We start from the raw sequence: 12,798 nt of genomic DNA, 5'->3' as shown, positions 1-12,798 counted from the left end.
ACGCAATCTGTCTGATTCTAGCCCTGTTTCGGACAGATCGGGAATAGACATCTGGGGCTGCCACCATGGAGCATGAATATCAGCGTATCGCCATCTCACAGTTTCGTGAGGAGGCGGGAAAGCGGCTGAAATGGGTCGAAGAGCAGGGCGGGCATTTGTGGCTCACCCGGCATGGCAAACATGTGGCGGCGGTGATCCCGTTTTATCAACTCAAAATGCTGGAGGCTTTGTTGGGCAAGGTCGAGACGCAAAAAGCCAATGAGTTGGAACGGGAATACTCGCGCTGGCGCGCGGCGAAATCGGTGCAAGCGGCTGAGGAGTTGGCGCGGTTGACTGCGGGGCAATCGGTGGGCGGTGAGGATCGGACGGATCGGGTTTTGGACCAAGCGGCCCGCGGGCGTGACCCATGGGCGGACGATCCGGTGCTGATCACAACACAGCCGTGGAAGTTTTCGAAGCGGTTTAAGGTGGAGCGGGAGTGACGCGGCACTAGGAAGACCAGTGTCATTGGTGCGGCGATGTGGTTAGGGCAAACCCCGGCCGCGGGTGGGGGAGAAGCCCCCGCCCATGGGGGCGGTCGGGGGCTGCCCGGCTTTGCCGGGCGGAGCACTAATTTGTGGGCTTGTTTTCACGGTAGAACTTCAAAACAAATTCGAGGTGGCTGCCTTTGAGAGCCATTTGATATGGGCCCTTAATAAACTTGATTCCATGGTTTGCAATTTTCCCAGTTTCGGGGCATTTGTAGAACTTACCCTTGAGCTCCCTAAGGTACCGTTGTTCGGTCAACTGAAGGCGATTGTTTTCAGAGCAAATTGCCTTATGTAGCCCATATGCGACGCAATCTGCGATTGCCAAAAGAGGCTCTGCATCTTTTGGTTTTGCATCAATTATAAATGGCGAAAGATGGTTTAACTTAGCTGCTCTCTTGTCAATTGGTTTGTTTGCAACAGCGTTTAGATAGCGAGCTTGCCTTTGATAGTCATGCCCTCTCTTTTCCTCAAATACAATTGAGATGTCTGAGGATTTAATATCATTCAGTGCCATGAAGCCACAAACTAGTTCGAATAGATATTGGCTGCACTTGTTGTAATAATCCTGTGCCTGTGCGGTTTCCGACAACTCGTCTTTGTAACTGCCCAGAGTCAATTTTTTGGAAACAACTCCAAAGCATAGCATTCGCAGTTTAGCTATTTCTTTTGCCAGATAGGAAATTTGAGAATGGTTTAAGTCGACACAGTGGAGTTCCTTGGCCCCAATAGTGTCGGAGATAGCACTTAGTGTCTCCCGAAAGCTATCTAGAAAATCGGTGGGTACTAGGGTGGCTCCCATGGTCAAATAGGATGACGCACCATAAGGGTTTCCATCAGTCATAACTCTTTCAAGACCTTGGTCACCGCTTTCATCGATGAGAAGCACGTATTTTTTGGGACTGTAATCTGACATTGAAACAACTTAGTTCTTGTTATTTGACCGGGTTCCCCCCCCGGAAGAGTGCAAAAGCGACTTATCGCTCCGAAGCTAAGTGTTGGATGTGACGCTGTCTAGCGACAAATGATAGGGTGCGAGCGCCCACCCAGGGTCGGGCGCGCGCCTTTATCGTTGATCTTAAAAGAAAAGCCCCGCTGTTGGCGGGGCTTGGGGGCGTATAGTAGACGTTTATGCAAGTGCCTCACCGGGTGGGCACGCAGAGTTTGCAGGCAAACTCGCTTTCGCCCACGCGTGCTCGAAAATGAACAGCTTTAGCTGTCCATTTTGAGGGCGGAAATAAACGCTTCTTGTGGGATGTCGACTTTGCCGAATTGGCGCATCTTTTTCTTACCGGCTTTCTGCTTTTCGAGCAGTTTCTTTTTCCGGGTTGCGTCGCCGCCATAGCATTTCGCGGTCACGTCTTTGCGCATCGCGCTCAACGTTTCACGCGCGATGACTTTGCCGCCAATCGCCGCTTGGATCGGGATTTTAAACATGTGGCGCGGGATTAGGTCCTTGAGCTTTTCAACCATGGCGCGGCCCCGCATTTCGGCGCGGTCGCGGTGGACCATGGTCGAGAGCGCGTCGACCGGTTCTTCGTTCACAAGGATCGACATTTTCACGAGGTTATCCTCGCGGTAGCCTTCCATGGAATAGTCGAAGGAGGCGTAACCCTTTGTTACCGATTTCAGGCGATCATAGAAGTCAAACACCACCTCGTTCAGAGGCAGGTCATAGACAACCATGGCGCGCGACCCGGCATAGGTGAGGTCAAGCTGGATGCCGCGACGGTCTTGGCAGAGCTTGAGCACGTCACCGAGGTATTCATCGGGTACAAGGATCGTCGCCTTGATGCGCGGCTCTTCCAAATGGTCGATGGTCGAGGGGTCGGGCATGTCGGCGGGGTTGTGCAGCTCGTGCTTGGTGCCGTCACGTTGGTAGATGTGATAGATCACCGAGGGTGCGGTGGTGATCAGGTCGATGTTGTATTCACGCTCAACACGGTCGCGAATGACCTCAAGGTGCAAGAGGCCAAGGAAGCCGCAGCGGAAGCCAAAGCCAAGTGCGGCCGAGGTTTCCATTTCATAGCTAAACGAGGCGTCATTCAGCGCCAGTTTTTCAATCGCTTCGCGCAGGTCTTCGAACTGGGCGCTATCGACGGGGAACAAGCCACAGAAGACAACCGGCTGGCTGGGCTTAAAGCCCGGCAGCGGCTGATCGGTGCCCTTTTTCTCGTGGGTGATGGTGTCGCCAACCTTGGTGTCGCGGACCTGTTTGATCTGTGCGGTGATAAAGCCGATTTCACCGGGGCCAAGGGCGGGGACATTTTCCATCTGGGGACGGAAAACGCCAATGCGATCAACGCTGTATTTGGCGTCGGTCTGTAGCATCTTGATGTTATCACCCTTTTTCAGAGTGCCGTCCATAATCCGCACAAGAACCACAACACCGAGATAGGGGTCATACCAGCTGTCCACCAGCATCGCCTTGAGTGGCGCGTCAGGATCGCCGGAATGTGGCGAGGGCAGGCGGGTTACGATCGCCTCAAGCACATCGGGGATACCGATGCCGGTTTTGGCGGAAATCAGGCAGGCATCAGAGGCATCGATACCAATAACGTCTTCGATCTGTTCGGCCACCCGTTCGGGTTCGGCGGCGGGCAGGTCGACCTTGTTCAAGACCGGCACGATTTCGTGGTCGGCCTCGATGGCGGTGTAAACATTGGCCAGCGTCTGCGCCTCAACCCCTTGGGAAGCGTCAACAACCAGCAAAGAGCCTTCGACCGCACGCATCGAGCGGGAAACCTCATAGGCGAAATCCACGTGACCGGGGGTGTCGATTAGGTTCAAGACGTAATCAAGCCCGTCATTCGCGGTGTAATCGATGCGAACGGTGTTGGCCTTGATGGTGATCCCGCGTTCGCGTTCGATATCCATACTGTCGAGCAGCTGCGCCTGCATGTCCCGCTCGGCGACGGTGTTCGTGGATTGAATCAACCGGTCGGCCAGGGTGGATTTCCCGTGGTCGATATGGGCGACGATGGAGAAGTTGCGGATGCGATCTAATGGGGTCATGGATGGCATATGCGGTGGAATCTTGGGGTGGTCAAGATGAGTTGTGTGCTTAAGGTATATAGCGCTGGGTCATAGGGCGAAAAGGAAGCTGTTTTGCAGTGGTTTTAGTGGCGGTTGTGTTTGTTTCGCATCCCATAGCCGATTCTCGAAGAGCGGTGGAGTTTGTGGTGCTATGACCAGTTAGGGTTTGGGTTGCTAACCAGAGAGCGCTTGGTGGGAGGATAGCGAGTTGAGGCAGGTAGCAAGCCGGATTTTTTACGATTTTGACAGTGTCGCCAAGGCTTTGTTTGCTTTGGTTGTGATCGTTATTTTTGGAGCGCCGGTACTCTTACTGATTTTGGCACTGGTTTTGGCGCAGTTTCCCAATGATTCTGACAACGACATTTTCACTTTAGAGTTGATGCGGTCTCTGGGGGACAAGGGTGCAATCCCAATGGAAACACTGCTCTCACCATCGATGGAAATCATGTGTCTTCTTCCTCAATACGCGATCCTTCCAAGGGATATAGCCAAGGTCACAGAGTTTGATTTGATGACCGGCGAGGATTTTTTCTTTGTTGGAGAACATGGAATCCTGCTGATGTATTTTGATAGCGAAGGGCAGAACGTTGGTTCTGACCCAATGCGTTCAAGTACAAACCGGACAGAGCCTCATAGCTCACGGAATGGAGTTGTCAGGTCTGTTGCGGCGGAGTTGAACGGCTGTGCGCTCGTTGAGGAGGTGACATTTGTGTTCGAACATGTCCCAAGAGAGACATGGTGGGGACGCGACGAGACCCATGTTTGGTTTACTGTTCCCAAGGCGGATCTGGACACCCTGTCGACCAATTAGAGTATTAGGGTTTCAATGGCTTGGCGCAGGTTTAGCGATGCGTGCTGTCATTCAGAAAACCGAGATCGGAGCGTGGGAGTGCGCGGGTGCTCTGGAACGAGTGACGCAGGTTCTCACCGAAATCCCAACCTAGAAAACCTTTTGACAGAGCTCGCTCCGCCGATTAATTTCTATCAATAAAATAAATGGCGATGGGAGTCGCCGCTGACTTTCCGTGGGAGGAAATCATGTATCTTGGGCTTGATCTGGGCACATCGGGGCTGCGCGCCCTTTTGGTGGATGAAAACGGTGCGCCGGTGGGGTCATCTGAGGCGCATTATGATGTTTCGCACCCGCATTCTGGCTGGAGCGAGCAGGACCCGGCGGATTGGGTAACCGCTTGTAAAACAGTGATTTCAGAGCTTAAATCCACCCAAAGCGCCGCATTTGCCAAGCTAAGTGGCATCGGGATCAGTGGCCATATGCATGGCGCGGTTCTGCTTGGGACCGACAATCAGGTTTTGCGCCCCTGTATCTTGTGGAATGACACACGCTGTGCCGATGAAGCGGCGGTGTTGGATGCGACGCCGGGGGTGCGCGAGCTATCGGGGAATATCGTCTTTCCGGGCTTTACGGCACCCAAATTGCTCTGGGTTGAAACCCATGAGCCAGAGATTTTTGCGCAGGTCGCCAAGGTTGTGCTTCCCAAGGATTATTTGCGGCTGTGGCTGACCGGTGAAGTGGTAGGCGACATGTCGGATATGGCTGGCTCGAGCTGGCTTGATGTTGGCGCGCGGGATTGGTCAGACGACTTGTTGGCACAGGGGCATATGCGCCGCGATCAGATGGCCCGCCTTGTCGAAGGCTCTGACATTTCGGGATATTTACGCGATGATCTGCGCGCGGATTGGGGCGTTGACGAGGTCGCGGTGGCCGGTGGTGGCGGTGACAATGCCGTGGCGGCCTGTGGTGTTGGCTGTTTCAAAGAGGGGCAGGGGTTTGTGTCGCTGGGCACGTCCGGCGTTCTCTTGGCGGCGAAGGATAGCTTTGCACCCGATCCGGCGACGGCGGTGCATACGTTTTGCCACGCGGTGCCCGGACGCTGGTATCAGATGGGCGTGATTTTGGCGGCCACCGATGCGTTGAATTGGCTTTCGGGGCGGTTGAAACAAAGCCCGGCGGAGTTATCGGCACTGGTGAGCGAGGTCGCGGGGCCGGGACAAGCGATGTTTTTGCCGTATCTGTCGGGCGAGCGCACGCCGCACAATGACGCCGACATGCGCGGCGCGTTTGTGGGATTGGACGTTGGCGGCGGCGATGCAGCCCTTGTTCAAGCGGTGATGGAGGGCGTGTGTTTTGCCCTGCGCGATTGTCTAGAGGCATTGCGCGCCACAGGAACCGAGTTGGAGGAGGTTTTGGCCATTGGCGGCGGCACCAAAAGCCGGGTTTGGACCGAAATGCTGGCCACTGTTTTGGGCCTGCCTTTGGCGCTCCCCAAGGATGGGGAGTTTGGCGCGGCATTGGGCGCGGCACGCTTGGCGATGGTGGCGCGCGGTGCGGATGTTGAAACGGTGATGACCCAGCCAGACATTGGTGAGATGATTGCGCCAAAAGCAGAGTTGGTGGCGGCATATGAAGCGGCATATCAGCGGTACCGGAAACTCTATCCGGCGATCAAAGGGGCGCTTGCATGAGGTTGATATGGCTCGGATTTTTACCCGTCGCCGCAGCAGCCGAGATGGCGGAACCGGTGTTCGAGGCACCGGATGCCGCGCGGGTAAAGCTTGGCTGGAAGTTGTTTTACGATCCGATCCTGTCGGGCAACCGCAACATCAGTTGCGCCAGTTGCCATCACCCGAAAATGGGCACGGCGGACGGTGTGTCGCTAAGCCTTGGTGAGGGGGCGATGGGCTTGGGGCGTGATCGCAAGGTTGGGGCCGAGAACCTGCCCGAACAACGCATTCCCCGCAACGCCCCGGCGCTTTTCAACCTTGGAGCAAGCGAGTTTACGGTGATGTTTCATGACGGGCGTCTTGAGGCGGATGCCGATGAACCCGACGGGATGCGCACCCCCTTGGGGGCCGAAATGTTGTCGGGGTTTGATGGGGTCTTATCGGCGCAGGCGATGTTTCCAGTGTTGTCGGGCGATGAAATGGCCGGGCATTACAGCGAGAATGAGGTCGCACAGGCGGTGCGCCTTGGGTTTTTGTCAAGCGAAGGCGGAGCCTGGGACCGGATTGCGGCGCGGGTGGCCGAGGTGCCAGAATACCGCGCGGCGTTTGACAGTGTTGCTCCGGGAGAGCCGATTACCTTTCCACAGATTGCCAATGTGATTGCCGATTTCATTGCGGTGGAATGGCGCGCCGACGATAGCCCGTTTGATCGGTATCTGCGTGATGCCACGCCATTGGACGCAGGAGCCGAGCGCGGTCGGGAGCTGTTTTACGGTGTGGCGGGTTGTTCGGGGTGTCATTCCGGCTGGTTCCAGAGCGATCATGATTTTCACGCCATTGCCATGCCGCAAATCGGGCCGGGCAAGGCGGCGCGGTTTGAAAACCATGCCCGTGACGTTGGCCGCATGCGGGTCACCGGTCTGGCCAAAGACGCCTATGCCTTTCGCACGCCGTCGCTACGCAATGTGACAGAAACCGCGCCCTATGGGCACAACGGGGCCTATGCGACTTTGGAAGCAGTGGTGCGCCATCACCTTGATCCAATTGCATCTTTGCAAGGTTATGACCGTCGTCAGGCGGTGTTCCTTGGGTTAGACGGGGCGGCGGATTGGACCGCCACGGATGACCCCAACGAAACGGCTCGGATTGCTGCGGCGAACAGTTTGGAACCGGTGGCGTTGCGTGATGATCAAGTGGAGGATTTGCTGAGCTTTCTAGAGGCGTTGACCGATAGCAGTTGGAAGGCCGGCCGGCTGGGAGTGCCCGAAACGGTGCCAAGTGGATTGCCGGTGGATCGATAGGAAGACGGGACCCGTTGGCAAACACCCGTCCCCGGTTGATCTCTCACGCCGCTTGTTGGCAAGGAAAACCCCGCCCAAAAGCCAGCCGACCTATCGGTTGACTATGACCTTTTCGTTTACGGAAACGTCCTGCCAATCGGTTTTTGACAAGTCCGGCCAAATCACCTGCAGCCGTGCGGCACTCAAATCGCCCAAACCAAAATGATGGTTGCCGAGAATGCCACCGGCATGTCCACCGCCAACCGTGACTTCGCGGGTCTGGCAGTCGGTGCCATGGGGGGCGCAGACCTCAATATGGGCGCCGATGGCCGAGGTGTTTGGGTGTGCGCCAGTCAGTTGCACCGAAAGCCAGTTGCCGCCATCCGTGACGTTTTCGTAGATTTCCATCGGCACACGGCGGTTGACGACGGCGAGATCAAGCAACCCGTCGCGGTTGAAATCCGCCAAGGCCGCGCCTCGGCTACGCGCCATCGACGCGAGGCCAGCCGGGCCAGCCATTTCGGTAAATACTCCATCGATCCCTTGGATCAAAAGCGTGTTGGGGTCTTGCATCGCGGCATCGGGCATTTGTTCGACGTTGCCCTTGGCGACAAACACATCGTCGCGCCCATCGTTGTTCACATCGCCAAAAGCGGCGTGCCAGCCGGTCGAGGGGCGGCCATCTTCGCCCAGGTGCGGGCGATGGGCGGTGGTGCCGCGGGCATAGGTGGCGTCGACATAGGTGGGGCCGCCGGTTTCGGGATCGAAATATTGGAACTTCTGATCGCCCATCGAGGTCAGATAGACATCGGAAAACCCGTCGCCATTCATATCGCGCGACGCGATGCCCATGCCCCAAATGCTATAGGGTTTCCAGCCCTCTTCGGCGGTGTAAAGGCGCGGGGTGTCCTCCATCGCCCACATCTGTTCTTGGCCGCCGCGCACATAATAATGCCGGTCGTTTGAGACGCGCAGATCGGCGCGCCCATCGCGGGACCAATCGGAAAACAACATGGAAAGCGCGCAATATCCGGGGCTTAGCGTCTCGGGCGTGCCATAGACATCGCCATCGGGGCGGTAAAGCAGCGTGTCATCACAAGTCTGAAACGGCCCCTTGGGGTCGGCGCGATCGACATAGGTGCCAAAGGCCAGCGTCGGAAGGGTTTGACCCGTTTCCCATGTGGCGGAAAAGGCGGTTGTCCAGTGATCGCCGCTTTGAAAACCAAGATCGAAGGGCTCGAATTGGCAATCGCCAATGCCGCGCATTATCGCATCCGGCCCAACGCGCAATATCACCAAATCCGCGTGTGTATCACCATCAATATTGAGCGGATAAGCGCCAATAACCCCAGTCAAAGCCAGCGTATCCGGGGTGTCGGCGACAAAGCTTACCGAGGGTGAGGAGGTGTTGCGCATCAATTGCGCCGGGTTGTCTCCACCGGCGACATAGAGGTCGGGCAGGGCGTCAGCGTTGCAATCAATGGTCGCGACACCGCCGCCGACAAAATGTTCCCAACCACCGGAATAGACGTGATGAGGCGCGTCGCGCGGTTCAAAACGCGGGTCACCGGCGATGGCCGTGCTGCCAAGCAGGCAAAGGATCAGAGCGCTACGCATCAACGGGGACCTCACGGACAGATAGGGCAGAGACTTGTTCGATGGCATAGGCGGCGGCGCCTTTGGCCCACATGTGATCGCCCCAGGCGTGGACGCGCACGTCGGGCAAGGGTGCGTCGACCTGAACCACCGATTGACGCATTGATTCGAGGACGGTGTCCGCATGCAAATAGTCAAAAGACAGCCGTTCCCCGGCCAGAATAATAAGTTTTGGATCAAAAATATTAACCAGATTCGCCAGCCCCATGGCAAACATCCGCCCGGCGCGGTCAAAGATGGACCGGGCCATGGTGTCGCCCGATTGGGCGCGTTTGAACAGGGTAGGGACATCGGTCAAAGGCGTTTCGCGATCCATGATATTGGCCTCGCGCAGGAGCGCGTAATTGCCAACGTAAGCTTCGAGGCAGCCACGTTGACCACATTGGCAAAGCGCGCCTTCGAGCTGTACTTTGGTGTGGCCAAATTCCGCGCCACAGCCACGGGTGCCGCGATAGATTTCGCCGTCGATGACGATACCCATACCAACGCCGTGTTCGATGGTGACCACGATGAAATCGTCGATATTGCGGCCTTCGCCAAAGAGGTGCTCGGCCTTGGCAACAAGGTTGGCATCGTTGTCCAAAAACACCGGACAGGGCATGGCAGCGTCCAGCGCCGCGCCAAGATTGACGTTGCGATCAGTGAGCGATGAGGACCAATAGATAAAGCGGCGCTTGGCATCGACAAGACCGGCCAGAGCAACACCAATTCCGGATAAGTCATTGATAGATAAGCCACCTTTGGCGCAGGCTTGGTTGACAGCCTCATACATGGTGTCGCAAAAATGCGGGGTGGCCATGCGTGGTTCGGGCAGGGGCATTTCATGGGAGAGCACGTCCTTGCCCTCAAAATCGAGGATCAGAACGGAGACCATATTATGCGCCACTTTGAGACCGGCGATCAGATGGGCCTTGCCCCGAAGGCGGAGGGCCACGCGGGGACGGCCACGGCGAGTCGAGGGCTTGGCATCTGTACTTGGCTCTGGGGTGATCTCTTCGATCAATCCGGTTTCCAAAAGCTGGGATGTGATCACTGTGACGGTGGCCGGGCTAAACCCGGTCGCTTTGGCAATATCAATGCGGGCGATGGTGCCCGCCGCACGGATCACATCGAGCACCTGAAGGCGACCGGCCTCTCGCTGATCGCTGTTATGATTGCTTTTTTCTGTTAGCGCCAAAACTGTCTCCCCCCGCATAGATCCCCCGCCTGTGACATTAAGGAATGCCAAGAAGCGGGTGAGCGACTCCCTGTCAAACACAATAATTATTTTTAGACTCAAAAAAAGTATTTTTTAGTGAGTAAAAAATTGTTATACCCGATTCCACAGGCTGGCCCGGATCGCTTCGGTGGCGGCTTAGAAGATAAAATATTGATTGTTTCGATAGGGAGGAGAAACATGAAACTCGTAACAGGTATCTCAGCGTTGGCCATGACCATCGCAATGGCAGGCGGCGCATTGGCCGAGGGTCTTACCGTTGGCGTCAGCTGGTCCAACTTTCAGGAAGAGCGCTGGAAAACTGACGAAGCCGCGATCAAAGGTGTTTTGGAAGCCGCTGGTGCATCCTACATCTCTGCTGACGCGCAGTCTTCGTCGGGCAAGCAGCTGGCAGACATTGAATCGCTGATCGCTCAGGGCGCAGACGCGTTGATTATTCTGGGTCAGGACACTGCAGCGGTTATCCCAGCGGTTCAGGCCGCAGCGGACGAAGAAATCCCCGTCATCGCCTATGACCGTCTGATCGAAGACGACCGTGCGTTTTACCTGACATTCGACAACGTCGAAGTTGGCCGGATGCAGGCGCGTGCCGTTCTCGAAGCCATGCCAAAAGGCAACTACGTTATGATCAAGGGCTCGCCCACCGATCCTAACGCCGATTTCCTTCGTGGTGGTCAGCAAGAGGTCATCCAAGCGGCGGTTGACGCCGGTGACATCACCATCGTTGCCGAAGCTTACACCGATGGCTGGGTTCCTGCGAACGCACAGCGCAACATGGAGCAGATCCTAACCGCGCAAGACAACAAAGTTGATGCGGTTGTTGCGTCCAACGACGGCACCGCCGGTGGTGTTGTTGCGGCTCTGACAGCGCAAGGCCTTGAAGGTATGCCGGTATCCGGTCAGGACGGCGACCATGCCGCTCTGAACCGCGTTGCCACAGGCACCCAGACCGTTTCGGTTTGGAAAGACGCCCGTGAGCTGGGTAAAGCGGCGGGTATGATTGCTGTGGCTTTGGCCGAAGGCAAATCGGTTGACGGTGCGGTTGAATGGACGTCGCCCGGTGGCACCACCATGAACTCCATGTTCTTGGCGCCGGTTCCGATCACGGCTGACAACCTGAACGTTGTGGTTGACGCAGGCTGGATTGAAAAAGACGCACTCTGTGCCGGTTCGACCCTCGACTTCTGTAAATAAGCTAACGCTTTGTCCCTCCGGTCCAGCCTTGTGGCCGGGCCGGGGGGACGCCTCAAAATTTCTTCTCAAAAGCGTCACCCTTAAAACACCTGATGTAGCCGCGCGGCCGCATGAGCGTGATTGGCGTTTTTCACAACTGCGATCCGGGACGTGGTTCACATGCAAAACAATGCGAAAAACTTCTTTTCAAAGCTTGGGTTAGACACCCGGCTTTTGGGCATGATCGGGGCGCTTGTCGTTCTGTGGATCGTGTTCGACGTGATCACAGGGGGGCGGTTTCTAACACCGCGCAACCTGTTTAACTTGTCGGTGCAAACCGCCTCGGTGGCCGTTATGGCGACGGGCATGGTGTTTGTCATCGTCACACGCAATATCGACCTGTCGGTTGGCTCGATGCTGGGCTTTATCGGCATGGTGGTCGCCGCCCTTCAGGTGCAAGTGCTGCCTGATATGCTGGGGCTTGGCAATCCGATGATTTGGATCATTGGTGTGCTGGCGGCCATATCGCTGGGCGCGATGTTGGGCGCGTTCCAGGGCTGGATCATTGGCTATCTGACGGTGCCTGCGTTCATCGTGACACTGGGCGGGTTCCTTGTTTATCGCGGTGCGATGTGGTGGGTCACCGAAGGGCAGACCCAAGCGCCGCTAGACGCAACATTCCGCCTTTTGGGTGGGGGCGCTGAGGGCACTTTGGGTGTCACACTTAGCTGGGCCTTTGGGGTGATTTCAGCCGTTGCTGCCGTTGCTTTGATGCTGATGAGCCGTCGCCGCAAGGCCGGTCATGGCTTTACCGTCAAACCGATCTGGGCCGAGGGTATCTTGATGGGTCTCGCCGCTGGTTTGATCCTCTGCTTTGTTTGGGTGATGAATAGCTATCCGATTGCCAAAGGCGCGATGAAACGCATCGCCAAGGCCGATGGGATCGAGCTTACCGAAGGTATGGTTTGGTATCACGGCGTTGCTATTCCGGTGGTGATCCTGCTGGTGGTGACCGTTGGTATGACCATCGTGGCAAGCCGCACGCGCTTTGGCCGCTATGTGTACGCCACCGGGGGGAACCCAGAGGCCGCAGAGCTTTCGGGCATCAACACCCGCTTGCTCACGGTCAAGATTTTCGCCCTGATGGGTGCGCTTACGGGCATCGCGTCGATCATCGCTTCGGCACGTTTGAACGCGGTGGACGTGGGCCTTGGCACGCTAGACGAGCTGCGGGTGATTGCGGCGGCGGTTATTGGCGGCACGGCATTGTCGGGCGGTTTCGGCACCATCTATGGCGCGGTTATCGGCGCGTTGATCATGCAATCGCTGCAATCTGGTATGGCCTCGGTCGGCGTTGACGCCCCGTTGCAGTCGATTGTTGTCGGTATCGTTCTGGTCTTTGCGGTGTGGATCGACATCGTCTACCGCCGTCGCACCGGCCAATAAG

The 12,798-nt window shown here is 56.7% G+C and carries 10 protein-coding genes; 6 read left to right on the top strand and 4 right to left on the bottom strand.

The features are described 5' to 3' along the window. Nucleotides 1–65 precede the first annotated feature (65 nt). Complete coding sequence (locus tag Q1A43_RS20260) at nt 66–482, top strand: hypothetical protein (protein WP_299938284.1); 417 nt, start codon at nt 66–68, stop codon at nt 480–482. 127 nt (nt 483–609) lie between these two features. On the opposite strand, the gene Q1A43_RS20255 is transcribed toward Q1A43_RS20260, so the two are convergent. Both Q1A43_RS20255 and lepA read right to left on the bottom strand, forming a co-directional pair. After that, nucleotides 610–1,443 carry a DUF3800 domain-containing protein gene (locus Q1A43_RS20255; RefSeq protein WP_299938281.1) on the bottom strand — a complete coding sequence of 278 codons (834 nt, stop codon included), beginning with the start codon at nt 1,441–1,443 and terminating at the stop codon, nt 610–612. A 296-nt stretch (nt 1,444–1,739) separates the two neighbouring features. Then, complete coding sequence (lepA, locus tag Q1A43_RS20250; protein WP_299927151.1) at nt 1,740–3,542, bottom strand: translation elongation factor 4; 1,803 nt, start codon at nt 3,540–3,542, stop codon at nt 1,740–1,742. A 298-nt stretch (nt 3,543–3,840) separates the two neighbouring features. Here lepA and Q1A43_RS20245 point away from each other — a divergent pair, with 298 nt between their 5' ends. The 3 genes from Q1A43_RS20245 to Q1A43_RS20235 all read left to right on the top strand — a co-directional run bounded on the left by Q1A43_RS20245 (nt 3,841) and on the right by Q1A43_RS20235 (nt 7,327). Further along, nucleotides 3,841–4,374, top strand: a complete 534-nt coding sequence (locus tag Q1A43_RS20245; RefSeq protein WP_299938278.1) for a hypothetical protein — start codon at nt 3,841–3,843, stop codon at nt 4,372–4,374. 227 nt (nt 4,375–4,601) lie between these two features. Continuing rightward, nucleotides 4,602–6,047 (top strand): xylulokinase, encoded by a 1,446-nt coding sequence (gene xylB / locus Q1A43_RS20240; RefSeq protein ID WP_299938276.1) that lies wholly within the window; start codon nt 4,602–4,604, stop codon nt 6,045–6,047. A 44-nt stretch (nt 6,048–6,091) separates the two neighbouring features. Next, nucleotides 6,092–7,327 (top strand): cytochrome c peroxidase, encoded by a 1,236-nt coding sequence (locus Q1A43_RS20235; RefSeq protein ID WP_299938367.1) that lies wholly within the window; start codon nt 6,092–6,094, stop codon nt 7,325–7,327. 90 nt (nt 7,328–7,417) lie between these two features. Here Q1A43_RS20235 and Q1A43_RS20230 read toward each other — a convergent pair whose 3' ends face one another. Together Q1A43_RS20230 and Q1A43_RS20225 are read right to left on the bottom strand one after the other, a co-directional pair. After that, nucleotides 7,418–8,923 (bottom strand): CRTAC1 family protein, encoded by a 1,506-nt coding sequence (locus tag Q1A43_RS20230; protein WP_299938274.1) that lies wholly within the window; start codon nt 8,921–8,923, stop codon nt 7,418–7,420. Beyond that, the gene (locus Q1A43_RS20225) at nt 8,916–10,157 is read right to left on the bottom strand and encodes an ROK family transcriptional regulator (protein WP_299927140.1); all 1,242 of its coding nucleotides are present in this window, start codon (nt 10,155–10,157) and stop codon (nt 8,916–8,918) included. Before Q1A43_RS20225 ends, Q1A43_RS20230 begins: the two co-directional genes overlap by 8 nt. 201 nt (nt 10,158–10,358) lie before the next feature. Here Q1A43_RS20225 and xylF point away from each other — a divergent pair, with 201 nt between their 5' ends. Next, nucleotides 10,359–11,372 (top strand): D-xylose ABC transporter substrate-binding protein, encoded by a 1,014-nt coding sequence (xylF, locus tag Q1A43_RS20220; protein WP_299927138.1) that lies wholly within the window; start codon nt 10,359–10,361, stop codon nt 11,370–11,372. A 159-nt stretch (nt 11,373–11,531) separates the two neighbouring features. Further along, nucleotides 11,532–12,797, top strand: coding sequence for a sugar ABC transporter permease (locus tag Q1A43_RS20215; RefSeq protein WP_299927136.1), 1,266 nt, complete (start codon nt 11,532–11,534; stop codon nt 12,795–12,797). The last annotated feature ends 1 nt before the right edge of the window (nt 12,798 follow it).

Source organism: uncultured Pelagimonas sp., from assembly GCF_947498515.1.
Classification (GTDB): domain Bacteria; phylum Pseudomonadota; class Alphaproteobacteria; order Rhodobacterales; family Rhodobacteraceae; genus Pelagimonas.
This window is presented reverse-complemented; position numbering and strand designations above follow the sequence as displayed.